The sequence below is a fragment of the Methylobacterium sp. UNC378MF genome (genome assembly GCF_900103195.1).
Lineage (GTDB): Bacteria > Pseudomonadota > Alphaproteobacteria > Rhizobiales > Beijerinckiaceae > Methylobacterium.
This window is the reverse complement of sequence record NZ_FMWU01000007.1, coordinates 90,541-116,127: the sequence shown is the minus strand read 5'-3', so window position 1 is coordinate 116,127 and position 25,587 is coordinate 90,541. Positions and strand designations below refer to the sequence as shown.

The following is a 25,587-nucleotide window of genomic DNA, read 5'->3' as shown; positions in this document are numbered from 1 at the left end:
GCGGCAGCCAGATCCAGATTCGGCATGGACGCTACGACCGGCACGCCTGACGACGAGCCGGGCCTGCCCGGGTTTCCAGCGCCCCCTGCCGCGGCGACGCCCTACCGGGTGCTGGCGCGAAAATACCGCCCCACAAATTTCGGCGACCTGATCGGCCAGGACGCGATGGTGCGCACCCTCGCCAACGGGTTCGCGGCCAACCGGATCCCACAGGCCTGGATGCTCACCGGCGTCCGCGGCGTCGGAAAGACCACGACGGCGCGGATCCTCGCCCGCGGCCTCAACTACGCCCGCGCCGGCCACCCCGATACCGGGCCGACCGTGTCGATGCCGGAACTCGGCCTCCATTGCGCGGCGATCATGGAATCCCGGCACATGGACGTGCTGGAGATGGATGCCGCCTCGCATACCGGCATCGACGACGTGCGCGCGATCATCGACGGCATCCGCTACGGGCCGGTTTCCGCACGCTACAAGGTCTACATCGTCGACGAGGTCCACATGCTCTCCGAGAAGGCGTTCAACGCCTTCCTGAAGACGCTGGAGGAGCCGCCGCCGCACGCCAAGTTCGTGTTCGCCACCACGGAGATCCGCAAGGTCCCGGTGACGATCCTGTCCCGCTGCCAGCGATTCGATCTGCGCCGGGTCGAGGCGCCAACCCTGCACGCGCATCTCGCGAAGGTCTGCGCGGCCGAGGGCGTCACCGTCGAGGACGAGGCGCTGGGCGCCATCGTCCGCGCCGCGGAAGGATCCGTTCGCGACGCCCTCTCGCTGCTCGACCAGGCGATCGCCCACGGCGCCGGCACGATCACCGGCCAGAGCGTGCGCGACATGCTGGGTCTGGCCGACCGGGCCCGGATCCTCGACCTGTTCGAGGCGGTGATGCGCGGTTCGGTGCCGGCCGCTTTCGCGGAATTGCGGGCGCAGTACGATTCCGGCGCGGATCCGTCGGTGGTGCTCTCGGACCTCGCGGCCTTCACGCATCTCGTCACCCGGCTCAAGGTGGTGCCGGAGACCGCCGCAGACCCGACGCTCAGCGAGACCGAGCGAGTCCGGGGGGCTGAATTCGCCGACAAGCTCTCGATCCGCGCGCTGTCGAGGGCATGGCAGATCCTGCTGAAGGCGATTCCCGAGGTTCAGGCCGCGCCCCGGCCTCTCGCGGCGGCCGAGATGGCGATCGTGCGCCTCGCCTACGCGGCCGACCTGCCGACGCCCGATGAGGCCCTGCGCCAGCTCAAGGCCGAGGCGGCCGAAGCGCCTGCCGACGAAAACCCGGCCGTTCCGGCCCGGCCGCCGCTGCCGCCGATCCCCGATCTGCGCGGCGGCGGCTCCGCGGCTTTGGCCGCCGCACCCCGCACGGCCCCGGCGGAGCCCGCTGCCGTGGCGGCGCCCACCGCCATGAGTGCGCCCGCGAGCGCCCCGGCTCCGAGACCGGCGCCCGCCGCTCCCCCGATGCCGCGCCTCGGCCGGTTCGAGGATCTGATCGCACTGGCCGACGCCAATCGGGACATCCTGCTGCGCACCGCGCTGGAGCGCGACGTCCATCTGGTGCGCTTCGAGGAGGGCCGGATCGAGTTCCGCCTCGCCCCGGGCGGACGGCCGAGCCTCGCCAACGACATCGCCGCCGCCATCGAACGCTGGATCAGGCGGCGCTGGGTGGTGGCCCTGTCGAAGGACGAGGGGGCTCCGACCCTCGACGCGGCAGCCCGGGCCGCCACCGAGACCCGGCGGGAGAACGCCGCCGCGGATCCGTTCGTCCGCGAGGTACTGACGCGCTTCCCCGGCGCCGAGATCGTCGACGTGCGCGAGACCGCCCCCGAGGCCGTGCCCTCCGCCGAGCAGGAGATCCTCGGGGAAGGCGACGCGGCGCATGGCGACGAGATCGAGGACGACGCCTGACGCGCGCCCGAAGCATGGTGGCGCCGGGGCGACGCCATACCCAGATCAGACGAGGAAACGGAAAGAGAGCCGCATGCGCGACCTGATGGGCATCATGAAGCAGGCTCAGGCCATGCAGGAGAAGATGGCCAACCTGCAATCCGAGATGGACGAGATCGAGGTGTCGGGCGCCTCGGGCGGCGGCTCGGTGCGGGTGACGATGACCGCCAAGGGCCAGATGAAGGGCGTCAGCATCGACCCGTCCCTGATGGTGGCGGACGAGCGCGAGATCCTCGAGGATCTGATCGTGGCGGCTTGCAACGACGCCCGCGGCAAGGCCGAGGCGACCATGCAGGAGCGCATGGCCGAGTTGACCAAGGGCCTGCCCCTGCCGCCCGGGATGAAGCTGCCGTTCTAGGTTGGCGCGTCGCCGTTCATCCGGTCCACGATCCTCATCCTGCGGGATGGTGGAGCCGCCTTGACGGATGGCTTCAGGGATCGCGCGGCCGGCTGGACCTCTCCGTCGAGGCCTGCGCTTCGCTCCGGCACCTCAGGATGAGGATGCGGTCTGGAGAGGCGGTCCCGACGACGAAGCGAAACGGGCGGCCCATCGGGCCGCCCGCTCTCGTTCTCAGGCGGCGATCGCCTGCGCGGTCGGCCCGGCGGCGCGCACGTCGGCGTCGACATGGGCCTCGAACCGCTTGAAGTTGTCGTCGAACATCTTCACCAGCCGCGCCGCCGTCTCCACGAAGGCACCCTTGTTGGCCCAGGTCTTCACCGGGGTCAGGATGTGCGGCTCGACGCCCGGGACCGAGACCGGAACCGCGAAGCCGAAATACGGGTCGCGGCGGAACTCGGCCTGTGCCAGGGAACCGTCCAGCGCCGCGCTCAGCAGGCGGCGGGTAACGCGGATCGGCATGCGCCGGCCGGTGCCGACGCCGCCGCCGGTCCAGCCGGTGTTGACCAGCCAGCAATCGACGCTGTGCTTGGCGATCAGGTCGCGCAGCAGGTTGCCGTAGGTGCTCGGGTGCCGCGGCATGAACGGCGCGCCGAAGCAGGTCGAGAAGGTCGCCTCGGGCCCGGTCAGACCGCGCTCCGTGCCGGCCACCTTGGCGGTGTAGCCCGAGAGGAAGTGGTACATCGCCTCGGCGCCGGTGAGCTTGGCGATCGGCGGCATCACGCCGAAGGCGTCGCAGGTCAGCATGACGATGTTCTTCGGGTGCCCGGCGCGGCCGGTGGCGCTGGCATTGGCGATGAAGTCCAGCGGGTAGGCGCAGCGGGTGTTCTCGGTGAGCGACGAATCGTCGAAGTCCGGCACCCGGGTGACGGGATCGATCACCACGTTCTCCATCACCGTGCCGAAGCGCTCGGTGGTGGCGTAGATCTCCGGCTCGGCATTGCGCGAGAGGCGGATGGTCTTGGCGTAGCAGCCGCCCTCGAAGTTGAAGATGCCCTCGTTCGACCAGCCGTGCTCGTCATCGCCCAGAAGCTGACGGGAGGAATCGTTCGACAGCGTCGTCTTGCCGGTGCCCGAGAGGCCGAAGAAGATCGCCGATCCGCCCTCGGCGTCGAGAGCTGCGTTCGCCGAACAATGCATCGGCATCACGCCCTGACCGGGCAGGATGTAGTTGAGGTAGGTGAAGACCGACTTCTTCATCTCGCCCGCGTAGGCCGAGCCGCCGATCAGCACGAGCTTCTTCGAGAAGTCGATGGCGATCACGGTCTTGGACCGGCACCCGTGCCGGGCCGGATCCGCCTGGAAGCTCGGCAGGTCGATGATCGTCATATCGGGCACGTAGGCCGCGATCTCCGAGCGATCCGGCCGGATCAGCAGGTTGCGGATGAACAGCGAGTGCCACGCGAACTCGGTGAAGACCCGCGCCTTGACCCGGTAAGCCGGATCCGCGCCGCCGTAGAGGTCCTGGGCGAACAGCTCCTTCCCCTCGGCGTGCTTCAGGAAGTCCTGGCGGAGCGTCTCGAACTGGTCGGGCGTGATCGCGCCGTTGTTGTCCCACCAGACCTCGTTCTCGGTGCCCGCGTCGCGGACCACGAACTTGTCCTTGGGCGAGCGGCCGGTGTGGCTGCCGGTGGTGGCGACCAGCGCACCGCCCCGGGCGAGCTGAGCCTCCTTGCGGGACAAAGCCTCCTCGTAGAGGCGCGGGGCCTCGAAATTCCAGTGGACGGCCTTGAGGTCGCGGAAACCGGCCGCCTCGGCGCCGTGGGCCGCGTTGTGATCACCGATGTTGGTCAAGATCGTATCTCCCGGGCCCCTGTTCGACCGTCGACGCGACTGAGCCGGACGGCACCGCCGTCCGGGTTTGCCCGGGAGACGTCCGCGCGGTCGTACAGGTCCGCCGCGCGCAGGATCTCCGTTCCCGGCCGCTTCCCGTCCCACTTTCCAGTAGGCGGCGAAGCTTCGCTGTCATAATGGGCTCCGCCATGAGCCCGCAACGTGGACAAACAGGTTAGACCACAGTCGTGGACTCAGGAACCCAAGTCTGTAAGCAGTTTCGTACGCCGCACAGCAGAACGGCACGGGCGAAGCTGTTCTGGAATACCCATATACCACGCACGCGCGCAGGCACTGGCGAATGCACCCTTGCGCGCCGCCCGGCGGCGTCTATGCCCTTGCCGGACCCTCAGCCCTTTCCTCGCCCAAGAGGCACGATGCCCCAAGCCGTCGCCGGCCCCGAGATCGAGCGTTTGATCCAGCTCCTCGCCCGCATGCCGGGCCTTGGACCGCGCTCGGCGCGGCGGGCCGCCCTCCAGCTCATCAAGAAGCGCGACACGCTGCTCGGGCCGCTCGCCGACGCCATGCGGGTGGCGGCCGACCGCATCATCGTGTGCACGCGCTGTGGCAACGTCGATACCTCCGACCCCTGCACGATCTGCCGGGACGCCGAGCGCGACCCGACGACGCTCGTGGTGGTGGAGGACGTGTCCGATCTCTGGGCGCTGGAACGCTCAGGGGCCGTGAAGGCACGCTATCACGTGCTCGGCGGCGTCCTCTCGGCGCTCGACGGCGTGCGGCCGGAGCACCTGAACCTCGCAAGCCTCGTGGAGCGGGTGGCCCCGCCCGAGGTGACCGAGGTCATCCTGGCGCTGAACGCCACCGTCGACGGCCAGACCACCGCCCATTACGTCACCGAGTCGATCCGCCATTGCGGCGTGAAGGTCACGCGCCTCGCCCATGGTGTGCCGGTGGGTGGCGAACTCGACTATCTGGATGAGGGCACCCTCTCGGCGGCGATCCGCAGCCGCACGGCGTTCTGAGGGACGTTAACCCGACGCGGACCGGTATTTGACCGGTCCTCGGCCGCATCCTATTCGACGCTGAGCCCGGCCCCGTCCCGGCGCCTTCCCTGCCGGTTTCCGCCATGACCATCCGCCCGCTCGTCATCCTCCCCGATCCGGTCCTGCGCCTTGGCTCCGAACCGGTCGGCCCGATCACCGACGAGGTCCGCACCCTCGTCGCCGACATGTTCGAGACGATGTACGACGCCCCCGGCGTCGGGCTGGCGGCGATCCAGATCGGCGTCGCCAAACGCGTCGTGACGATCGACACGTCGAAGGAGGAAGGCGTCCGTGACGCCCGGGTGTTCATCAACCCCGAGATCGTCTGGTTCTCGGAGGAGAAGCGGGTCTACGACGAGGGCTGCCTGTCGATCCCCGACTATTACGCCGAGGTCGAGCGGCCCGACCGGGTGCGCGTCAGGTTCCGCGACCTCGACGGCAGGGAGCAGGAAATCGAGGCCGACGGCCTGCTCTCGACCTGCATCCAGCACGAGATCGACCATCTCAACGGCGTCCTGTTCATCGATCACCTCTCGAAGCTGAAGCGCGACCGGGTGATCAAGAAGTTCACCAAGGCGGCCAAGCGCGACGCGGCCTGACCCGGCCATGCGCATCGTCTTCATGGGGACACCGGATTTCGCGGTGCCGACGCTCGCGCGCCTCGCGCAGGACGGGCACGACATCGCGGCGGTCTATACCCGCGCGCCTGCGAAAGCCGGCCGCGGCATGAGCCTGCGCCCCTCCCCGGTCCACGCGCTGGCCGACACGCTCGGCGTACCGGTCCTGACCCCGTCGACGCTTCGGACGCCGGAGGCGGCCGTGACCTTCGCGGGGCATCGAGCCGACGTCGCCGTGGTGGTCGCCTACGGGATGCTGCTGCCGCAGGCGATCCTCGATGCGCCGCAGCACGGCTGCCTCAACCTGCACGGATCCCTGCTGCCGCGCTGGCGCGGCGCGGCACCGATCCAGCGCGCGGTCATGGCGGGCGATGCCGAGAGCGGCGTCGGTGTGATGCGGATGGAGGCCGGCCTCGATACCGGCCCCGTGGCGCTGGAGGCCCGCATCCCGATCACGCCGGGCATGACCGCAGGCGAACTCCACGACGCATTGATGCCGCTCGGCGCCGACCTGATGGCGCAGGCCATCGTCCAACTCGCGGCGGGCACGCTGCACCTCACGCCACAGGCGGAAGACGGCGTGGTCTACGCCCACAAGATCACCAACGACGCGGCGCGGATCGACTGGTCTCGGCCGGCACGCGAGGTCGCCAACCGGATCAACGGGCTGTCGCCGTCCCCCGGCGCCTTCTTCGAGACCGATCTCGGCAAGGGTGTCGAGCGCGTGAAGGTGCTCCGCGCCGTCCCGGCGGAGGGCGCGGGCGAGCCGGGCACGCTGCGCGATTCCGAGGGACTTGTCGCCTGCGGCGACGGCGCCGTGCGGCTCATGGCGTTGCGCCGGGCCGGAAAGGGAGGTAGCGCGAGCGGCGCCGAGTTCGTGCGCGGCGCCCGCCTGACGCCCGGCGCCCGCCTCGGCTGATGCCCCGCTACAAGCTCGTCATCGAGTACGACGGCGGCCCGTTCTGCGGCTGGCAACGGCAGGCGGACGATCCCACCGTCCAGGGCGCGATCGAGGCGGCCGTCACGCGCTTTTCCGGAGAGGAGGTTCGGCTCACCTGCGCCGGGCGGACCGATGCCGGGGTCCACGCCATCCATCAGGTGGCCCATCTCGACCTCGCCAAGGACTGGCGGACCGACACGGTGCGGGATGCGCTGAACGCCCATCTGCGGCCGCGGCCCGTTGCCATCCTCTCCGCCGAGATCGTGCCCGCGAGCTTCGACGCCCGCCACTCGGCGATCCGCCGACACTACCGCTACCGCATCCTCAACCGGCGCAGCCCGGCGGCGCTGACGCGCGCCCATGTCTGGCACGTGCCGTGGCCCCTCGATGCCGACCGCATGCACGACGCGGCCCAACGCCTCGTCGGCCATCACGACTTCTCGGCTTTCCGGGCCGCCGAATGCCAAGCCAACAGCCCGATCCGCACGCTGGAGCAGCTCGACGTCGCCCGCGCCCCGATGGCGCTCCATGACGAGATCGTGGTGGCGACCTCGGCGCGCTCTTTCCTGCACCATCAGGTGCGGGCCATGGTGGGCACCCTGATGCTGGCCGGCTGCGGACGCCTCTCGGCGGATGACGTGGCCGAGATCCTCGCTTCGGGCGACAAGCGCCGGTGCGGGCCGTTGGCGCCGGCCGCTGGGCTGACCTTCGTGGGCGTGGATTACGTGCCGGGGAAATAGGCCTCGAGCACACGCACGTAGATCGCCGTCAGCCGCTCCAGATCGGCGACGGCCACGCACTCGTCGACTTGGTGCATGGTCTCGCCGACGAGGCCGAACTCGATCACCGGGCAGGCATCCTTGATGAAGCGCGCGTCCGACGTGCCGCCGGTGGTCGACAGCGTCGGCGTGAGGCCGGTCTCCGCCCGGATCGCTTCGGAGACCAGCGTCACGAAGGCGTCCGGCCGCGTCAGGAAGGCCGGCGCGTTCGAGGGCTGAAGGTCCAGGCTGAAGCGCACCGCGTTCCCGGCGGCCTGCTCCAGGCGCCGGCGGATCTCGGCGCCCAGGCTCTCCGCCGTCCAGTCGTCGTTGAAGCGAATGTTGAACGTCGCCCGGGCGGTCGCCGGGATCACGTTGCTGGCCGGATTGCCGACATCGATCGTAGTGAATTCGAGGTTCGAGGCGTCGAAATGCGCGGTGCCGCGATCCAGCGGCTCGGCGACCAGGGCCGAGGCGAGGCGCAGCAGGCCTGGGATCGGGTTCTCGGCCTTGTGCGGGTAGGCGACGTGACCCTGGCCGCCAAGCACCGTGAGCTTGCCGGTAAGCGAGCCGCGCCGCCCGATCTTGATCATCTCGCCGAGCCGGCCTGGATTGGTCGGCTCCCCGAGCACGCAATGGTCGAACCGCTCGCCCCGAGCCCGCGCCCAATCGAGCAGCTTCACGGTGCCGTTGACCGCCGGCCCCTCCTCGTCGCCGGTGATCAGGAACGCGATGGAGCCGCCGAAATTACCGCCGCGCCGTTCCAGAAAGGCGAGCGTGGCCGCCAGCATGCAGGCGACGCCGCCCTTCATGTCGGCCGCGCCGCGGCCGTACAGCATCCCGTCGATCACCGCCCCCTCGAAGGGAGCATGGCGCCACGCGCCCTCGCCTTCCGGCACCACGTCGGTATGGCCCGCGAAGACGAGGCACGGGCCTTCCCGTCCGATGCGCGCGTAGAGGTTCGGCGTGTCGGGATAGCCGGGCTCCGAGAAGACCGGCCGCGCGACGGTGAAGCCGGCGGGCCGGAGCGCGTCGGCGACAGCATCGAGGGCGCCGCGATCCTCCGGCGTCACGGACGGGCAGCGGATCAGGGCCTGCGCGAGGCGCAGGGCCGCATCGGGGGCGTGATGATCAGCCGGCATGAACCCGTCCTCTGCGGCGGAGAGTGCCGCACGGCCCGCTTACCCCGAAGCGGGCCGTCCCGGGAGCCCTACTTGGTAACCACCACCTGTACGTCGCCGTGGCGGCGCTGAACCGACACGGTGACGTCGTCATCGTAGCGCTGGAACCGGATGTCCAGGCGCGAGTCTCCGAGCCGGACGTTGTAGAGTGTCACCCCGTCGAGGAAGGACGGGAGGATCGGGTTCTTCAGCCGGACGCGATTGCGCGCGTGGTCCAACTCGAGCCCGAGACAGGCCGCCAGGAACGCGAAGGGTGCCGCCGCCGCCCAGGCCTGCGGGCTGCAGGCCACCGGATAGGAGACCGGCCCGCGCTGCTTGCGGCGCATGAAGCCGCAGAACAGCTCCGGCAGGCGCTTCTGGTCCTGGTAGAGCGAGGTTTCGAACATCCCCTGGAAGATGCGCGCGGCCTCGTGCTTGCGGTCGTAGCGCGCCAGACCCATCGCGATCAGGGCGTTGTCGTGCGGCCAGATCGAGCCGTTGTGGTAGGACATCGGGTTGTAGCGCGCCTCGCCCTTGGCGATCGTGCGCACGCCCCAGCCGTTGAACCCGTCCTTGCACAGCAGCGTCTCGGCGACCCGGGCCGCCCGCTCCGGCTTGGCGATGCCGGTGAACAGGGCGTGGCCGGCATTGGACGAGCGCACCGCGCACTGCTTCTTCGCGCCGTCCAGCGCCAGCGCGTAGGTGCCGATCTCCTCGTTCCAGAACGCCGCGTCGAATGTCTCGCGGAGGGAGGCGGCCTCCTGCGTGAGGCGCTCGGCCATCGGGTCATGCCCCAGCAGCGCCGCGAGCTTCGCCATGCCGTTCTTGGCCGCGTAGACGTAGCCCTGCACCTCGCAGAGGGCGATCGGCCCCTTGGCCAGGTGACCGTCGGTGTGGAAGATCGAATCGTGGCTGTCCTTCCAGCCCTGATTCTCCAGGCCCTTGTCGGTGTCGCGGGCGTATTCGACGAAGCCGTCGCCGTCCCGATCGCCGTAGCGATCCATCCATTCCAGGGCGAGTTCCAGCGCCGGCCAGATCGCCCGGACGGTGTCGAGATCGCCCGTGACCGCGTAATATTCCCAGGCCAACATGACGAAGAGCGGCGTGCCGTCGATGGTGCCGTAATAGTGCCGGAACGGCACCTCGCCGAGCATCGCCATCTCGCCGCGCCGGGTCTCGTGCAGGACCTTGCCGGGCTGGGCGTCAGCGGCCGGGTCGACCACCTTGGCCTGGGTCGAGGCGAGGTAGCGCAGCACGCCCCGGGCGAATTTCGGGTCGATCCAGAGCGCCATCATCGCCGTGATGATGCCGTCGCGCCCGAAGACCGTGGAGTACCAGGGGATGCCGGCGAACGGGTAGATGCCCTCAGGGGTGCGGGTCGCCAGCATGTAGAGGTCGGCCGTGGCGCGGCAAAGGCCTTCGTTGAATTGGTCGTTCGACGAGATGATCGTGGTGATCCCCGCCGTCAGCGCCCGAAGATCGCGTCGCGAGTCGCGATAGGCGCGGGCGAAGATCATCCCTTCGCCGAGTTCCTTGAGCTCGCGCCGGGCGCCACCGGCATTGGCCGCGAGCGTCAGCTTGGCGGCGGCATCTTCGCCGACCATCATGTCGGTCGGCGGTTTGGTGAAGGCCCGATGCGCCTCGAACGTGACGCGGATGAACAGGGAGGTCCGGCCCCCCGGCGGCAGCGACACATCGAAGACGACGCGGCCCGGCTCGATCAGGTCGGGCTTCGGGCCGAAATGCAGCGCCGTGGTCCGGACGATCTCGTCGAGGCCGACATAGCGGAACTGGACCTCCCGGTCGCTCGCCACCAGGACGCCGCGCTTGCCGCGCTCCTTCCTGTCGGTGCCGCGCACTTCGAACAGGTCGCGGTAATCCGCGTCGAAGGTTACGGCGATGCGCAGGCGGCGGTGCTTCGAATCGAAGGAGCGCAGGCCGATCCGGTCGTAGCAGGCGCCGCGGAACAGGAACTTGGTGCGCTCGATCGCGATCGTCTCGCGCGGAATCGAGGTCTCGTCGTGGGCGTCGAGCCGGATGTCCGGCGTCGTCATGTCGACGCTGAGCGCGCCGTTATCGTCCTGCATCACCGAGGAGAGCATCAGCGGGCGCTGACCCTCCACCGTGACCTCCAGGCGCGAGAGATAGCGTGTGTCTTGGAAATAGAGGCCTTCGGGACCGGGCTGGACGCCGATATCGCCGTAGGAGTCGAGAACGCCGAATGCCTCGCCGAATTTCAGCGAGCGCAGGGGCCGCTCCACCAGAGAGGTCTGCGCCTCGATGTGGTAGGTCGGAAGGACGTCGTCCGCGTCCTGAAATCCGTGCGCCACGCTTCCGGCGCTCGCCGCGGTCCGGACCTTCGCATCGTGGGCCGCTGCCGTGTTGTCCGCCGCCATGCAGGGCATCTCCGGGTGCAAGTGAGAGGTGCGAATCGAGAGGGCTGCCGCATCCCTTCGATGCGGCAGCCCTCTTCACCCTACGGATGAGTCGCCTTTAAGACGCTAGGCCGAGCCGGACCCGCCCCGCAAGTCCGCAGCCGGGTTTCAAGCCGGCATGGCGGCGACCGGAATCGCCGGGCGGGCGGAGCCGTTCACCTCGCCGTATTGCGGCTTGAAGCCGGACTTCGGCAGCTTGATCACGTCGGCGCCGCGGGACAGCAGCTCCTCGTACGCGGCAACATACTTCTTGACCATGCACTCGGCCGTGAAGGCGCTCTCGAAGTGGCGGCGCACGCCGGCGCGGCTCATAGCCTTCACCTTGGCGACCGCAGCCACGGCGTCGTCCATATTCTCGCAGAGAACGCCGCCGACGCCGTCCTTGATCACCTCGGGGACCGAGCCGTTGCGGAAGGCGATCACCGGCGTGCCGGCCGACATCGCCTCGATCATCACGAGACCGAAGGGCTCCGGCCAGTCGATCGGGAAGGCGAGCGCCAGGGCGTTGCCGAGGAATTCCTTCTTCTGCTCCTCGTTGATCTCGCCGATATACTCGATCAGCGGGTGATGGATCATCGGCTCGATGACCTCATCCCAGTAATCCTGGTCGGCCTTGTCGACCTTGGCGGCGATCTTGAGCGGCGTGCCCGAGCGGATCGCCATCTCGATCGCGCGGTCGGGCCGCTTCTCGGGCGAGATCCGGCCGAGGAAGGCGAGGTAGCCGCCCTTGGCCTCCGGGTAGTACGGGCAATTCTCGGCCGGCAGGCCGTGATGGATCGTCGCCAGCCAGCTGGAGGCCGGCGGCATGGGCAGGCGCTGGTTGTCGGAGATCGAGACCAGCGGCATGCCCGTGAAGGTGCGGTAGACCGGCATGAAGTCCGGCACGTCGAGGCGACCGTGCATCGTGGTGATGCACTTGTGGTTCAGATCCTCGAACATCGGATACTGAAGCAGGTCGATGTGGAAGTGCAGGATGTCGAACTCGTGCGCGCGGCGGTGCACCTGATGCAGCATCGCCAGGTGGCTGGCGGTGTGATCACGATAGCCGAGAAGGCGCAGGCCCTCGGGCGTGCAGGCCGCGAGCTTGGCAGACGTCTCGGAGTCACCGCTCGCGAACAGCGTGACTTCGTGGCCCTGGCGGACCAATTCCTCTGTAATCCAGCTGACGACGCGCTCGGTGCCGCCGTAGAACTTCGGAGGGACGGCCTCCGACAACGGAGCGATCTGGGCAATGCGCACGAAGTGTCTCCTGGTTGGCCGAATTTGACGGGGGGTCTAACCCTGCCGGCCTGAGCGGGACATGAATGAAACGGACGGCCAAGGTTATGGTTCCTGGCGCCCCCCGCTGTCGCTCACCGTTTTGTGCAGCGCGCACGCTGTCCCCGAATTCCTCCGAATCAGAGGGGGTGAATCAGAGGGGGTGACCTGGCACGGGCCGCCATCCTCGTCTGCGGCCCGGGATGGAGCGCGGCACCGGCTCGGCTCCGATCCGCAGGCGTTTTGCACCGTCTCGACTCGGGATGATGAACCCCTCCTCCCTGGGCGCCGGAGGCGAGCCCGGAGGAACGGCGCGGGCGTTCGCTTGGCAACCGACGCTCGGACCCGTTGCGATCCGCTCATGCGACGACAGCACCTCGCCTCGCAGGCGTTGCCGCCGCGTCAGCTTTCTGTCATAAGCCGCCCCGCGTCGAACCGCCCGGCCGATAGGGCTGCCGTGGCGGCTCGTGCTGCTCCACCAGAAGCATCAGCGCGCGAACCTCATCCGACCCTTGCGGGGCGGTCCGAGATCATTTCGCGCAACGGAGAGCCAAATGCCCAAGTTGAAGACGAAATCGGGCGCGAAGAAGCGCTTCAAGATCACCGGCACCGGCAAGGTGATGTACGCCCAGGCCGGCAAGCGCCACGGGATGATCAAGCGGACGACCAAGCAGATCCGCAACCTGCGCGGCACCACGACCCTGTTCGAGGGCGATGCTGCCAACGTGAAGAAGTACTTCCTGCCGAACGCGCGGTAAGTCCTTCGACACCCGTTGCCACTGTCTTTCGTCGAATCCAGGAGATAACCGATGGCCCGCGTCAAGCGCGGCGTGACCAGTCACGCGAAGCACAAGAAGGTTCTGAAGGCCGCCAAGGGCTATTACGGCCGGCGCAAGAATACGATCCGGATCGCCAAGCAGGCGGTCGAGAAGGGCATGCAGTATGCCTACCGCGATCGCAAGAACAAGAAGCGCACGTTCCGCGCGCTCTGGATCCAGCGCCTCAACGCGGCGGTCCGCGAGCACGGCCTGACCTATTCGCGCTTCATCAACGGCCTGGCCAAGTCGGGCATCATCGTCGATCGCAAGGCCCTCTCTGAGCTGGCGATCCACGAGCCGGCGAGCTTTGCCGCCGTCGTCGAGAAGGCGAAGGCCGCGCTGCCGGAGAACACCGCCAAGGCGGCCTGATCCAGGCCTGAGGCGAGACAGACGGAAGGCGCGGTTCCCCGGGGGCCGCGCCTTCGTCGTTTGCGAGTCCCCCGCGCCCCGCGCTTGCGCCCGGGCGCGCAACGCGCGAGAGCACGGCCCGACGGCCGACTCCGCCAACCCTGCTCGAAGACAGCGATGACCGATCTCGACACCCTCGAACGCGATCTCCTGGCCCAGGTGGGCGCGGCGTCCGACGAGGCGGCCCTCGACGCGGTCCGCGTCGCCGCGCTCGGCAAGAAGGGCAGCGTCTCGGATCTCCTGAAGACCCTCGGCTCGATGACGCCAGACGAGCGCAAGGAGCGCGGCCCGCTGATCAACGGCCTGCGCGACCGGGTCCAGGGCGCCGTCACCGCGCGCAAGACCGAACTCGCCGAGGCCGCCCTGGAGGCCCGCCTCGCCTCCGAACGGGTCGACGTGACCCTGCCGGTCCGCGAGGCGCCGGAGGTGCGCGGCCGGATCCACCCGATCTCCCAGGTCATCGACGAGATCACCGCGATCTTCGCCGACATGGGATTCGCGGTCGCCGAGGGCCCGGACATCGAGACGGACGAGCTGAACTTCACCGCCCTCAACTTCCCGCCCGGCCACCCGGCCCGCGAGATGCACGACACCTTCTTCCTGGCCCCCGACCGCGACGGGAAGCGCAAGGTGCTGCGCACCCACACCTCGCCGGTTCAGATCCGCACCATGCGGGCGCAGACGCCGCCGATCCGCGTGATCATCCCGGGGCGGACCTACCGGCACGATTCCGACCAGACCCACACGCCGATGTTCCACCAGGTCGAGGGGCTGGTGATCGACACGAGCGCCAACATCGCCAACCTGAAATGGGTGCTGGAGGAGTTCTGCAAGGCGTTCTTCGAGGTGGAGGGCGTGAAGATGCGCTTCCGCCCGTCCTTCTTCCCCTTCACCGAGCCGTCGGCAGAGGTCGACATCCAGTGCTCGCGCAAGGGCGGCGAGATCCGCTTCGGCGAGGGCGACGACTGGCTGGAGATCCTCGGCTGCGGGATGGTCCACCCGAACGTGCTGCGCAATTGCGGGCTCGACCCGGACGCCGTGCAGGGCTTCGCCTTCGGCGTCGGCATCGACCGCATCGCCATGCTGAAATACGGCATGCCGGACCTGCGCCCGTTCTTCGAGGCCGACGTCCGCTGGCTCGACCATTACGGCTTCCGCCCGCTCGATGTGCCGAGCCTCGTGGGCGGCCTCACCGGCTGAGCCGCCTGCGCCCTCGCCGCGGCCGTCCAGCCCCGGGGAAGGCTCCGCGATCCTGTTCCTCCGACGGTCGAGCCGACGTCAGGCTCTCGAAGGCCCATCATGAAGTTCACCCTCTCCTGGCTCAAGGACCACCTCGACACCGAGGCCACCCTCGACACCGTCGCCGAGACGCTGACGCGCATCGGCCTCGAGGTTGAGGGCGTCGAGGACAAGGCCGCCGCGCTCAAGCCCTACGTGATCGCGAAGATCCTGACGGCCGAGCAGCATCCGAATGCCGACCGGCTTCGGGTCTGCTCCGTCGACACCGGCGCGGGCGCGCCCGTGCAGGTGGTCTGCGGCGCCCCGAACGCCCGGGCCGATCTCGTCTCGGTCTTCGCGCCGCCCGGCACCTACGTCCCGGGCAAGAACATCACCCTGTCGGTGGGCACGATCCGCGGCGTCGAGAGTCACGGCATGCTCTGCTCGGGCGCCGAGCTCGGCCTCGGCGACGACCACGACGGCATCCTGGAGCTCCCGACCGACGCGCCGATCGGCCAGGCCTACGCGCTCTATGCCGGGCTCGACGATCCGGTCATCGAGATCAACCTGACGCCGAACCGGCCGGACTGTACCTCGGTCCACGGCATCGCCCGCGACCTCGCGGCTGCCGGCATCGGCACGCTCAAGCGCGAGACGCTGCCCGGCGTGCGCGGCGAGGGTCCCTGCCCGGTCGCGGTCGAGCTGGCCCTCGATCCGGCCGACCGCCACCTCGCCCCGATGTTCGCCCTGCGGCTGGTGCGCGGCGTCCGGAACGGCCCGTCGCCGGCCTGGATGCAGGCGCGGCTGCGCGCCATCGGTCTGCGCCCGATCAACAGCCTCGTCGACATCACCAACTACGTCACTTTCGACCGCGGCCGGCCGCTGCATGTCTTCGACGCCGCCAAGGTCGCCGGCACGCTGACCGTGCGGCGGGCGCGGGAGGGCGAGAGCCTGCTCGCCCTCGACGGCCGGACCCACGCCCTCACCGAAGACACGGTGGTGATCGCCGACGAGAACGGTGTCGAATCCATCGCCGGCATCATGGGCGGCGAGGCGTCCGGCTGCGACGCCGGCACCACGGACGTGCTGATCGAGTCTGCCCTGTGGGACCCGACCAACATCGCCCAGTCGGGCCGCCGCCTCGGCATCATCACCGACGCGCGCTACCGCTTCGAGCGGGGCGTCGACCCGGCCTTCACGCTCCCCGGCCTCGACCTCGCGACGCGGCTCGTGGTCGATCTCTGCGGCGGTACGCCGACGGAGGCGCGGATCGCCGGCGAGCCGCCGGAAGCCGAGCGCATCATCGACTTCCCCTGGACCGAGGTTCGCCGCCTCGCCGGCCTCGAAGTGCCGCGCATCGAGACGAAGCTCATCCTGGAGACCTTGGGCTTCCACATCTCCGGCACCGGAGACCGGGTGAAGGTGCTGACGCCGTCCTGGCGGCCCGATGTCGAGGGCAAGGCTGACCTCGTCGAGGAAGTCGTCCGCATCGCCGGGCTCGACCGTATCGAGGCTAAGCCCCTGCCGCCACTCGCCGGGATCGGCCGCCCGCTGCTCACCGTGATGCAGAAGCGGACCCGTCTGGCCAAGCGCGCCCTGGCGAGCCGCGGCCTCATGGAGGCTGTCACGTGGTCGTTCGTGCCGCACGGCGATGCGGTCCTGTTCGGCGGCGGCGGGGCCGACCTCGTGCTGGCCAACCCGATCGCCTCGGAGCTGTCCGACATGCGGCCGAGCCTGCTGCCGGGCCTCCTGCGCGCGGCCCAGCGCAACGCCGACCGCGGCTACCCGGACGCCGCCCTGTTCGAGGTCGGCCAGTGCTTCGCCACGGACGAGCCGGAGGGCCAGACCATCCGCGCGGCAGCGGTCCGCCGCGGCGGCGCGACCCTGGCCGGCGCCGGGCGGCACTGGGACGGCAAAGCCGCGACCGTCGACGCCTTCGACGCGAAGGCGGACGCCCTCGCCCTGCTCGGCAGCCTCGGCGTGCCGACGGGCGGCCTCCAGATCTCGGCAGGCGGCCCGTCCTGGCTGCATCCCGGCCGCTCGGGCACGCTGCGCTTCGGCCCGAAGACCGAGATCGGCTGGTTCGGCGAGGTGCATCCGCGGACGTTGCAGGCCCTCGACCTGAAGGGGACCCTCGTGGCCTTCGAGATCGTCCTCGACGCCCTACCCCTGCCCAAGCTCAAGCCCACCAAGGCCAAGGCGACCCTGGCGCTGTCGGAATTCCAGCCGCTGTCGCGGGACTTCGCCTTCGTAGTCGGCCGCGACGTGCCGGCCGGCGACATCGTGAAGGCCGCCCAGAACGCCGAGCGCAAGCTCGTGACCGGCGTCGACGTGTTCGACCTCTACGAGGGGCCGGGCGTGCCGGACGGCGCCAAGTCGGTTGCGATCGCGGTGCGCCTCCAGCCCGTCGAGCGGACCCTGACCGACGCGGAGATCGAGGCGGTGAGCGCCAAGATCGTCGCCGAGGTCTCCCGCCGGACGGGCGCGACCCTTCGGACCTGAGAAACGCCATGGACCGGATCGCCCTGCTCATCGACGATCTCGCGGCGGCCGAGTACCGGCCGAAGGCGGCGTTGCGGGAGGCGCTCAGACATCCCGCCGCCGTCGCGGAGGCGACGCTGCCGCTGCTGGAGGCGGCGGCCGACGGGCGTGAGCTGGCGCCGGAGGAGACGAACCTCCTGTTCTGGGGCCTGCACGTGCTGGCCCATGCCCGGGACACGCGCGCCCTGGCTCCGCTCCTCAGGCTGCTCCGGCACGACGAGGAGACCCTCGACGCGATCCTCGGCGACGCGGTCACGGCGACCCTCGCCAGGGTCGTGGCGAGCCTGTTCGACGGCGATCCGCAGCCGCTGTTCCGGCTGATTCTGGACAGCACGGCCGACGATTACGTGCGCATGGCGCTGCTCAGCGCCTGCACCTTCCTGACCCTGGAAGGCCGCATCGACCGGGCGGCGATGCACGACCTGCTTGTCCGGTTCGACGACGCCCAGGCCGCCGTGGAAGAGGCGCCGGCCTGGGTCGGTTGGGAGGAGACGATCGCGCATCTCGGCTTCCGGGACCTCGCACCCAGGGCGGCCGCGGCCCGCGCCGACGGTCGCCTCACCGACGAAGTCAGCGACGCCGAATGGTTCAAGGAGGCGTTGCGGAAGGCCGAGACCAAGCCGGACGACCGCGACCGGCTCGGCCCATACCAATACGGCTATCTCGACGATCCGGTGGAAGCGCTCGACTGGGCCGAGGAAGGCGCGGGCGAGCCGCAGCGCAACCCGTTCAAGGATGTCGGCCGCAACGATCCTTGCCCCTGCGGCTCGGGCAAGAAATTCAAGAAATGCTGCCTCAACGCGGAAGCGGTCGAGGGACCGTGGATGCCGCCTCAACCCTTAGGCGGCTGAAGCGCCGCTGCCGCTGAGCGGGTTCTCGGGATCCCAGCCGTAGTTCAGCGTCTCGAACCGCATGGCGCGGGCATCGACCATCAGCAGTCGCCCGACGAGCGGCTCGCCGAAGCCCGCCACGGCGCGAAGCACCTCCATGGCCATCAGCGAGCCCATCACGCCGGCCAGGGCCCCCAGCACGCCGGCTTCCGCGCAGGCGGGCACGCTGCCGGGCGGCGGCGGGCTCGGAAAGAGGCACCGATAGGTCGGGTTCGGCGTCCCGCCGGGTCCGGTCTCGTGCGCCCGGATCGTGGTCAGCGTGCCGTCGAAGCGGCCGAGCGCTGCCGTCACCAGCGGGCGTCGCGCGTGGAAACAGGCATCGGACACGGCGTAGCGCGTGGCGAAATTGTCGGATCCGTCGGCGACGAGGTCGTAGCCGCCGATCAAGTCGACGGCGTTGTCCGGATCGATCCGGAACGGATGCGGGACCACGCTCACGTGTGGATTGAGCCGCGCCACCGCGTCGGCGGCGCTGTCCACCTTCGGCCGGCCGAGATCCGGGGTCCCGTGGATCACCTGCCGCTGAAGATTCGAGAGTGAGACGGCATCGTCGTCGACGATGCCGATCGTCCCGATCCCGGCAGCGGCGAGGTACTGGATCAGCGGCGCGCCGAGCCCCCCGGCTCCCACGACCAGGATCCGGGCGGCCTTGATCCGCGCCTGACCGGGACCGCCGACCTCGGCGAGGACCAAGTGGCGGGCGTAGCGTTCGATCTCATCGGAAGCGAGGGCCATGGGCTGCCCATAATCCGCCGCAGCGCCGATCGGAAGCGCAGAAACGACAACGCCGCCCCGGTGAGGAGGCGGCGCGGGTCTCGCATCCCTGATCCGTGCCGCTCAGCGCGGCGCGAGGATCATGATCATCTGCCGGCCTTCGAGCATCGGCTCGCTCTCGACCTTGGCGATCTCCGCCGTCTCGTGCTTCACGCGCTCCAGGAGGCGCAGACCGATATCCTGGTGAGCCATCTCACGACCACGGAAGCGCAGGGTCACCTTGACCTTGTCGCCCTCCTCGAAGAAGCGGTGCACCGACTTCATCTTGGTGTCGTAATCGTGCTTGTCGATGCCAGGCCGGAGCTTGATCTCTTTCACTTCGACCGTCTTCTGGCGCTTGCGAGCCTCGTTCTGCTTCTTCTGCTCGTTGAAGCGGAAGCGCCCGTAATCGAGCAGCTTGCAGACGGGCGGCACGGAATTCGGCGCGATCTCCACGAGATCGAGACCGACTTCCTCGGCCATGTTCAAGGCGTCGAAGAAGGGGACGACGCCGCGGTTCTGCCCGGTATCGTCGATCAGCTGCACTTCCCGCACACCGCGAATGTCGCGGTTCGCGCGCGGCCCGTCCTTCTGCGGGGCCGGCATGGCTCTCATCGGTCTACGAATGGCTTCAGTCTCCTGCTGCAACGGCGAAACGGCGGTTCCCAGGAGGATCTCCTGACCGCCAGCCGACCCGGTATCTTCCGGGCATACAACGTTGGTGGAACCGCGGCCAGAGTCAACCGGCTGCAGTCGCGGTGCCGAAAATAAACGGCTGCCGCGTCTCGATTCGATCCTGCGGCCAGCCGGCCGTTCAGGGTCAACCGCCGAGCAATCCGGCATAGACGGCCAGCGTGTCGCCGACCATCCGCTCGAGGGAGAAATGCGCCTCGACATGTGCGCGGCTCCGCCGCCCGAGGGCGTCGCGCGCGCTGGCGCCGAGGGAGAGGGCCTCCGTGAGGGACGCGGCGAGCGCGCCCGCGTCGCCAGCCGGCACGCGCCATCCGGTGCGCTGGCCCGCTTGCGTCTCCGGCGGCGCCAGAACCGTTTCCGGCACGGCCCCGAGATCGGAGACCACCACCGGCGTGCCGAGCGCCTGCGCCTCCACGGCCGAGCGCCCAAAGGCCTCCGGTTCCACGGACGGCACGGCCACCACCGAGGCGGCCCGGAAGGCGGCCGGCATGTCGGTGCAGTGCCCGACCCGCCGGACGATGCCCTGGAGCCCGCGCGCGGCGATCAGCGCGTCGAGTTCGCGCTCGTAGGAGGCGCGGCCCTGCGGGTCCCCCGCGAGGACCACGGCCAGATCGGGCACGCCGCGGTCGCGCATCTGCGCGGCCGCCTCGATCAGCACGCGATGGCCCTTCCAGGCGGTGAGGCGGGCGGCCAGCAGGATCACGCGCTCGTGCGGCGCGACGTTCCAGCTCCGACGCAGGGCCTCCACCCGGGAGGCCCCGACGGCGACAGGATTGAATACGCCGAGATCCGTGCCGCGATGGATGACCCGCACGCGGTTGCCGGCCTGCTCGGCATGCAGCCGCTGGATCAGCTCCGCGGTGTAGTGTGAGTTGGCGATGACCACGTCGCCGCGGGCCATCACCGAATTGTACAGCACCTTCACGTTGGTGCGGCCGGAATAGCTGCCGTGATAGGTGGTGACGAACGGCAGGCCGAGCCGGCGCGCCGCCCCGAGGGCGACCCATGCGGGCGCGCGGGATCGGGCATGGATGATCTGCACCTTCTCGCGACGGCAGAGCGCCATCAGCCGGAGGACATTCACGGCCATCACCGCGGGATTCTTCGCCGCGGCCGGGAAGCGGAGCCAGTGGCCGCCCTTGGCCTGCAATTCCCCGACAAGCCGTCCGCCTTCCGTCGCAACCAGCGCGCGGGCACCCACGGCCGCAAGGCCGCCCGCAACGTCGACCGTGGTGCGCTCGGCGCCGCCGGCATCGAGCTCGGGGATGATCTGCAGGATACGGGCGCCCGCCAGCGCCCCGACCTCCGCGGGAAAGCCCGACAGGGCATGGGTGCCTTCGCCCGTCCGCGGGCCCTCGGCGAGGACGCGCAGGCCCCCGGCCGGTATCTGCCAAATGCTCGCTGCCATTGATCCAGCATCGCCGTCGGGCTTTACGGTCCGGTAAACGAGAGTTGAAGCCGAACCGTTCAGGTTCGGACTTCTTCTGCGGCGAGACAGGGATATCGGAGAGAACGATGACGGATGCGGCCCCCGAGTTCCTCACCGTCGGAACGGGCGAGGCGGCCCGGCGCATTGCCGTGCGGGTGCGCGAGGGCGGCGGTCCGCCGGTCGTCTGGCTCGGCGGATTCCGCTCCGACATGACGGCCACGAAGGCGTCAGCGCTGGATGCCTGGGCCGCCCAGACGGGCCGCAGGCTCATCCGGTTCGATTACGCCGCCCATGGCGCCTCGAGCGGCACCTTCACGGAATGCACGATTTCCTCGTGGCTCGAGGATGCAGAGGCCGTCCTGGCCGCCTATGCCAGTGAGGCGCCGATCCTGGTCGGCTCATCGATGGGGGGCTGGATCGCCTGTCTGGCCGCCCGCAACCGGGCGGCCAGCGGACAGGCAACCGCCGGGCTCGTGCTGATCGCCCCGGCCCTGGATTTCACGGAAGAGCTGATCTGGAACCGCCTCAGCGAGGCCGCCCGCGCCATGCTGATCCGCGACGGCGTGCTGCGAAAGCCCAGCGACTATGCGCCGGAGCCAGACCCAATCACCCGGACCCTGATCGAGGACGGGCGTCGCCACTGCATGCTTGGCGGGAGGGTGGATCCGGCCTGCCCGCTCCATATCCTCCAGGGCATGCGGGACACCGATGTCCCCTACATGCACGCCTTGAAGATCCTCGACCGGCTGCCGGCCGAGGGGACCGTGCTGACGCTCATCGCGGACGGCGACCACCGCCTGTCGCGGCCGCAGGATATCGCGCGGCTGGTGGCGGCGGTGGCCGAGATGGCCTGACCGGTCACCCGGCCGGCCCGGTCAGTGCAGGCTGACCGGCTGCAGGTCCTGCGCGACCGCGTTCGCCAGGACGACGTCCCGCGAATCGGCGAGCATGATCGGCGCGCCACTCGCGGACAGGAGGGCGAACAGATCGAGGCCGGGGAGCAGGTCGGGAGCCTGCGGGAAGAAGCGCCGCACCTCGTCGGACCGGATCGGCCGGACGTAGGCGATGTGCCCCTCACCGAGCGCCGCGAGATCGGCGGGCTGGAAATCGGCCGGATCGAGATCGGCCGGGGTCAGGGGAGACGGGTTCAGACTGGTCATAAAGCCCTCCTGGGGTGGCAGAGCGTCCGCCGCCGATCCTGACGGCATCGGCGGCTCCACCCTGATGTGGGGATCCGCGCCGCCCAATCAATCGGTCTCAGCCGCGGGCGCCGATATCAATCTTGCGAACGATGCGGTCCGGCTCCGGCCGGACGAGGTCAATCGACAGCAGGCCGTTGGCGAGGTCGGCGCCGAGGACCTCCATGCCGTCGGCGAGCAGGAAAGCCCGCTGGAACTGCCGCGCGGCGATGCCGCGGTGGAGGAATTGCCGCTCGCGCTCGTCGACCTGCCGGCCGCGCACCACGAGCTGGCTTTCCTCGAGCATCACGTCCAGCTGATCGCGGGTGAAGCCGGCCACCGCCAAAGTGATGCGCAGGCGCTCAGGCTCGCTCTCGGTGCGGGGCAGCCGCTCGATGTTGTAAGGCGGATAGCCATCGTTGGCGGCCTTGGAAACCCGGTCGAGGGCCTGCTCGATCTCGTCGAAGCCGAGCAGGAACGGGTGCCCGAAGGGCGAGGATCGAGTCATCGCGGCCATCATCCAGAAAGCGAGGCCTCCGACCCCGGGATCTGCCGCAATCCCGGGATGCCTGAGCACCCCGTCGGTAGGGAGCCCGCGGGGGGCAGCGCTCCGCCGGGCGGGACACCGCCGGCAACGACCAGATATGGCCAAGGCCTCCCACGCCATCAAGAGCGGGCGCCGGTTTCCTGCCACGGTCCCGGACAAACAAGATCCAGGATGATTTGGCAAAAACGCCCGGGATTCATAGGCAAACCCCCGAACCGCCACGCTTTCCTCTAACAGTTTGGAACTGCTCTGATTTTCTCGCTGGGTATTGATCCGGACGGCCGGCCTGGATACTGCCGCGGCAGACGATCCGGCCGCGACGGTTGGTCGGCGTGATCTTTCCCGCGACGCGAGGCACCACAGCCCATGAGCGCGCCCTTGACCCGGTCTGACCATGCGGCGATGCGGCGCGTCGCCGATGTGTGCGGCGATCAGGCCGATGTCCTGGCCTTGTCGGTGGCCCGTTTCGTGGCGGCCGGCTACATGACCAGCGACGTCGCCTGCTGGAACGCAGCCTTCGACGGCGCCGAGCAGTTGCTCGGACCGGCGGAAGGCTGCCGGTTCGTCGCCTGCGTGGTCGCGATCATCCGGGCCCTGCGGGCGGAGCGCGACGGCGACTGGTCGTTCATGCCGGCGAGCTGCTGCCGCGTGACCGGCCACGAATGCGCGCTGGTGAACCTGATCAACCGGGGGCGGCAGCGCCTCTGGACGGATCTCGAGGCCGCCGCCGCCGAGATCACCGGACAGGAGGCGGCGCCGCGCCTCGTGGCGGCGGTCCGTGCGGCGGTCGGCCCGCTGGATGCGGCGGCCCAGCGCCTCGCCCCGGCCTCCTGCCCGTCCGGCGTGGTGCTTCACTGATCCGGCGACTGCCACCCACCACACCGGCCCGCGCGGCGAGACCCGCCGGCCGGCATGAACTTGAAGAGGACCTGGTCACGGTGCTTGCCCTGCGCGCTCCCCTGTACCGCCGGCGGATCGGGCGTATCGCCCTCGACACGGCGGCCTGCTTCGCGCTCTCGGCGCTCCTGGTGGTGTCGGCCCTGGCGCAGGATGCGTCCGAGAAGGCCGCCCCGATCAAGCTGCAGCTCAACAAGGTCGAGACCGCGGGCGAGGCCTGCCGGATCACCATGGTGATCGACAACAAGGGCACAGGCCTCAAGACCTACAAGGTGGATCTCTTCGCCTTCGACCCCGAGGGCGTCGCGCAGAAGCGCGTGGCCGTCGAACTCGGTCCGCTGCCGCCGAAGAAGACCACCGTGAAGATCTTCGATTTCCCCGGCATCGCCTGCAATAAGGTCGGACGCGTCCTTCTGAACGACGTTCTCGCCTGCGACGGCGGCGACGCTGCCCGCGAGGCCTGCCTCGAACGGACCGAGACCGACACCAAGGCCGGCCTGCCGTTCGACCGCTGAGGCGGGGTGGTTTGACGGTCGACGAGACCAAACCGCCCGGCGGCGAGGGCCGCCGGGCGGCCTGCGGCTTTCGCCGCACCCCGAGACGATGGCGGCGCAAGGCCGCGTGAGACCAGGACGCCAGGAGCCCGCGATGGACCCGACACAAGCCCCGATCGAGGCGGCCCACGACTTCTCGTTCCTCGGCCTGTTCCTGCAGGCCGACCCCATCGTGAAGGGCGTGATGATCCTGCTGGTGATCGCCTCGATCGCCTGCTGGACGGTGGTGTTCGAGAAGATCATCCGGCTGGCCGCCGCACGGCGCCAAGCCAAGGCCTTCGCCACGCTGGTCCGCTCCGGCGGAAGCCTCGACGGCGAGCATCGCGGCATCGCCGGCCACGTGGTGAAAGCGGCCATCGACGCGTGGCGCGACCAGGATTCCTCGGAGACCCGGGCGGAGCGCCGCGAACGGATCGAACGGGCGATGAAGGGCGCCCTCGCCCTCGAGGTGAAGCGCCTGCGCACCGGCCTTTCGCTGCTGGCGACCTCGGGCTCCACGGCCCCGTTCGTGGGCCTGTTCGGCACGGTCTGGGGTATCATGAACTCGTTCTCGTCCATCGCCCGGAGCCAGGACACCTCGCTCGCCGTGGTGGCGCCGGGCATCGCGGAAGCGCTGTTCGCGACCGCGATCGGCCTCGTCGTCGCGATCCCGGCGGTGATGGCCTTCAACAAGCTGTCGAGCGACGTGAGCGGCATCCAGAGCACCTTCACGTCCTATATCTCGGTTCTGGGCAACCGCCTGGCACGCGACCGCGCGGGCGCCCATCGCGCGGCCGCCGAGTAGAGCCGCCGCGCTTGCCCGCATCGAACCGAACGTAACGGTACCGGAGACGCCCCATGGCGATGGGATCCCTTCGCGCGAACGACGACGACGATCTCGACGACGTGCCGATGTCCGACATCAACGTCACGCCGATGGTTGACGTGATGCTCGTGCTGCTGATCATCTTCATGGTCGCCGCACCGCTGATGACGACCGGCGTGCCCGTTCAGCTTCCGAAGACCGCAGCCCCGAAGGTGGCACAATCGAAGAAGCCCGCCGAGGTGACGGTCGACAAGGACGGCAACCCGTCCATCGCCAAGGAGGTGTTCACGATGGAGAGCATCGTGCCGCGCCTGCGCGAGATGGCGGCGGCCGAAAAGGATCAGGTCATCCTGGTGCGCGGCGACCGCGACGTCCCCTACGGCAAGGTGATGGAGGTGATGGGCCTCGTCGGCCAGGCCGGCTTCACCAAGGTCTCGCTGATCGCGCAGTCGCCCGGCGGTGCCGCGCCGGCATCGCCTGCCGCATCCGCCGCTCCCGCAGGGACCGCGCGCTGAGC

At 69.5% G+C, this 25,587-nt stretch carries 25 protein-coding genes; 16 read left to right on the top strand and 9 right to left on the bottom strand.

All coding sequences use genetic code 11. The features are described 5' to 3' along the window. The first annotated feature begins 24 nt into the window (after nucleotides 1-24). Together BLT59_RS09355 and BLT59_RS09350 are read left to right on the top strand one after the other, a co-directional pair. Complete coding sequence (locus tag BLT59_RS09355; protein WP_091778740.1) at nucleotides 25-1,899, top strand: DNA polymerase III subunit gamma/tau; 1,875 nt, start codon at nucleotides 25-27, stop codon at nucleotides 1,897-1,899. A 73-nt stretch (nucleotides 1,900-1,972) separates the two neighbouring features. Next, the gene (locus BLT59_RS09350; protein ID WP_012320090.1) at nucleotides 1,973-2,296 is read left to right on the top strand and encodes a YbaB/EbfC family nucleoid-associated protein; all 324 of its coding nucleotides are present in this window, start codon (nucleotides 1,973-1,975) and stop codon (nucleotides 2,294-2,296) included. 213 nt (nucleotides 2,297-2,509) lie between these two features. On the opposite strand, the gene BLT59_RS09345 is transcribed toward BLT59_RS09350, so the two are convergent. After that, nucleotides 2,510-4,129, bottom strand: coding sequence for a phosphoenolpyruvate carboxykinase (locus BLT59_RS09345; RefSeq protein ID WP_091778738.1), 1,620 nt, complete (start codon nucleotides 4,127-4,129; stop codon nucleotides 2,510-2,512). A 416-nt stretch (nucleotides 4,130-4,545) separates the two neighbouring features. Here BLT59_RS09345 and recR point away from each other — a divergent pair, with 416 nt between their 5' ends. From recR to truA, 4 genes are all read left to right on the top strand, one after another. Further along, entirely contained in the window at nucleotides 4,546-5,151 is a 606-nt protein-coding gene (gene recR, locus BLT59_RS09340; RefSeq protein WP_091778736.1) for a recombination mediator RecR, read from the top strand. A 104-nt stretch (nucleotides 5,152-5,255) separates the two neighbouring features. Next, the gene (locus BLT59_RS09335; RefSeq protein ID WP_091778734.1) at nucleotides 5,256-5,771 is read left to right on the top strand and encodes a peptide deformylase; all 516 of its coding nucleotides are present in this window, start codon (nucleotides 5,256-5,258) and stop codon (nucleotides 5,769-5,771) included. 7 nt (nucleotides 5,772-5,778) lie between these two features. Further along, the gene (gene fmt / locus BLT59_RS09330) at nucleotides 5,779-6,708 is read left to right on the top strand and encodes a methionyl-tRNA formyltransferase (protein WP_091778732.1); all 930 of its coding nucleotides are present in this window, start codon (nucleotides 5,779-5,781) and stop codon (nucleotides 6,706-6,708) included. Then, nucleotides 6,708-7,469, top strand: a complete 762-nt coding sequence (gene truA / locus BLT59_RS09325) for a tRNA pseudouridine(38-40) synthase TruA (RefSeq protein WP_091778730.1) — start codon at nucleotides 6,708-6,710, stop codon at nucleotides 7,467-7,469. The genes fmt and truA overlap by 1 nt, the downstream gene beginning before the upstream one ends. On the opposite strand, the gene dapE is transcribed toward truA, so the two are convergent. The 3 genes from dapE to BLT59_RS09310 form a co-directional block, all read right to left on the bottom strand. Then, on the bottom strand, nucleotides 7,451-8,629 hold the full coding sequence (gene dapE, locus BLT59_RS09320) for a succinyl-diaminopimelate desuccinylase (RefSeq protein ID WP_091778728.1): 1,179 nt from the start codon (nucleotides 8,627-8,629) through the stop codon (nucleotides 7,451-7,453). The genes truA and dapE overlap by 19 nt on opposite strands. Before the next feature lie 68 nt (nucleotides 8,630-8,697). Further along, nucleotides 8,698-11,043 (bottom strand): amylo-alpha-1,6-glucosidase, encoded by a 2,346-nt coding sequence (locus BLT59_RS09315; protein WP_091778726.1) that lies wholly within the window; start codon nucleotides 11,041-11,043, stop codon nucleotides 8,698-8,700. Between the two features lie 147 nt (nucleotides 11,044-11,190). Then, complete coding sequence (locus BLT59_RS09310; RefSeq protein ID WP_091778724.1) at nucleotides 11,191-12,321, bottom strand: glycosyltransferase family 4 protein; 1,131 nt, start codon at nucleotides 12,319-12,321, stop codon at nucleotides 11,191-11,193. 572 nt (nucleotides 12,322-12,893) lie between these two features. On the opposite strand from BLT59_RS09310, the gene rpmI reads away from it, so the two are divergent. From rpmI to BLT59_RS09285, 5 genes are all read left to right on the top strand, one after another. Next, on the top strand, nucleotides 12,894-13,097 hold the full coding sequence (rpmI, locus tag BLT59_RS09305; RefSeq protein ID WP_007561407.1) for a 50S ribosomal protein L35: 204 nt from the start codon (nucleotides 12,894-12,896) through the stop codon (nucleotides 13,095-13,097). A gap of 51 nt (nucleotides 13,098-13,148) precedes the next feature. Next, nucleotides 13,149-13,526 (top strand): 50S ribosomal protein L20, encoded by a 378-nt coding sequence (gene rplT / locus BLT59_RS09300; RefSeq protein WP_091778722.1) that lies wholly within the window; start codon nucleotides 13,149-13,151, stop codon nucleotides 13,524-13,526. A 156-nt stretch (nucleotides 13,527-13,682) separates the two neighbouring features. After that, the gene (gene pheS, locus BLT59_RS09295; RefSeq protein WP_091778720.1) at nucleotides 13,683-14,765 is read left to right on the top strand and encodes a phenylalanine--tRNA ligase subunit alpha; all 1,083 of its coding nucleotides are present in this window, start codon (nucleotides 13,683-13,685) and stop codon (nucleotides 14,763-14,765) included. Between the two features lie 99 nt (nucleotides 14,766-14,864). Then, complete coding sequence (gene pheT, locus BLT59_RS09290; RefSeq protein WP_091778718.1) at nucleotides 14,865-17,285, top strand: phenylalanine--tRNA ligase subunit beta; 2,421 nt, start codon at nucleotides 14,865-14,867, stop codon at nucleotides 17,283-17,285. 8 nt (nucleotides 17,286-17,293) lie between these two features. After that, entirely contained in the window at nucleotides 17,294-18,175 is an 882-nt protein-coding gene (locus BLT59_RS09285) for a DUF1186 domain-containing protein (RefSeq protein WP_091778716.1), read from the top strand. Here BLT59_RS09285 and moeB read toward each other — a convergent pair. The 3 genes from moeB to BLT59_RS09270 all read right to left on the bottom strand — a co-directional run bounded on the left by moeB (nucleotide 18,164) and on the right by BLT59_RS09270 (nucleotide 21,068). Continuing rightward, nucleotides 18,164-18,949 carry a HesA/MoeB/ThiF family protein gene (moeB, locus tag BLT59_RS09280; protein WP_091778714.1) on the bottom strand — a complete coding sequence of 262 codons (786 nt, stop codon included), beginning with the start codon at nucleotides 18,947-18,949 and terminating at the stop codon, nucleotides 18,164-18,166. The two genes, BLT59_RS09285 and moeB, sit on opposite strands and share 12 nt — an antisense overlap. A gap of 102 nt (nucleotides 18,950-19,051) precedes the next feature. Beyond that, a complete protein-coding gene (gene infC, locus BLT59_RS09275; RefSeq protein ID WP_244513920.1) occupies nucleotides 19,052-19,573 on the bottom strand; it encodes a translation initiation factor IF-3 in 522 nt (173 codons plus the stop codon). 214 nt (nucleotides 19,574-19,787) lie between these two features. After that, nucleotides 19,788-21,068, bottom strand: a complete 1,281-nt coding sequence (locus BLT59_RS09270; RefSeq protein WP_244513913.1) for a glycosyltransferase family 4 protein — start codon at nucleotides 21,066-21,068, stop codon at nucleotides 19,788-19,790. Nucleotides 21,069-21,175: 107 nt separating this feature from the next. Here BLT59_RS09270 and BLT59_RS09265 point away from each other — a divergent pair, with 107 nt between their 5' ends. Then, complete coding sequence (locus tag BLT59_RS09265) at nucleotides 21,176-21,943, top strand: alpha/beta hydrolase (protein ID WP_091778710.1); 768 nt, start codon at nucleotides 21,176-21,178, stop codon at nucleotides 21,941-21,943. Between the two features lie 21 nt (nucleotides 21,944-21,964). Here the strand turns inward: BLT59_RS09265 and BLT59_RS09260 are convergent, their stop codons facing one another. Both BLT59_RS09260 and BLT59_RS09255 read right to left on the bottom strand, forming a co-directional pair. Next, nucleotides 21,965-22,249 carry a BQ00720 family protein gene (locus tag BLT59_RS09260; RefSeq protein WP_091778707.1) on the bottom strand — a complete coding sequence of 95 codons (285 nt, stop codon included), beginning with the start codon at nucleotides 22,247-22,249 and terminating at the stop codon, nucleotides 21,965-21,967. Between the two features lie 97 nt (nucleotides 22,250-22,346). Continuing rightward, nucleotides 22,347-22,775: an Hsp20 family protein gene (locus BLT59_RS09255; RefSeq protein ID WP_091778933.1), complete on the bottom strand. Its 429-nt coding sequence runs from the start codon at nucleotides 22,773-22,775 to the stop codon at nucleotides 22,347-22,349. A 405-nt stretch (nucleotides 22,776-23,180) separates the two neighbouring features. Between BLT59_RS09255 and BLT59_RS09250 the strand changes: the two genes are divergently transcribed. The 4 genes from BLT59_RS09250 to BLT59_RS09235 all read left to right on the top strand — a co-directional run bounded on the left by BLT59_RS09250 (nucleotide 23,181) and on the right by BLT59_RS09235 (nucleotide 25,585). After that, nucleotides 23,181-23,672, top strand: a complete 492-nt coding sequence (locus tag BLT59_RS09250) for a hypothetical protein (protein WP_173009297.1) — start codon at nucleotides 23,181-23,183, stop codon at nucleotides 23,670-23,672. A gap of 80 nt (nucleotides 23,673-23,752) precedes the next feature. Next, nucleotides 23,753-24,226, top strand: a complete 474-nt coding sequence (locus BLT59_RS09245; RefSeq protein ID WP_091778705.1) for a Tat pathway signal protein — start codon at nucleotides 23,753-23,755, stop codon at nucleotides 24,224-24,226. A gap of 133 nt (nucleotides 24,227-24,359) precedes the next feature. Beyond that, nucleotides 24,360-25,049 (top strand): MotA/TolQ/ExbB proton channel family protein, encoded by a 690-nt coding sequence (locus BLT59_RS09240; protein WP_091778703.1) that lies wholly within the window; start codon nucleotides 24,360-24,362, stop codon nucleotides 25,047-25,049. 53 nt (nucleotides 25,050-25,102) lie between these two features. Then, the gene (locus tag BLT59_RS09235; RefSeq protein ID WP_091778700.1) at nucleotides 25,103-25,585 is read left to right on the top strand and encodes an ExbD/TolR family protein; all 483 of its coding nucleotides are present in this window, start codon (nucleotides 25,103-25,105) and stop codon (nucleotides 25,583-25,585) included. The last annotated feature ends 2 nt before the right edge of the window (nucleotides 25,586-25,587 follow it).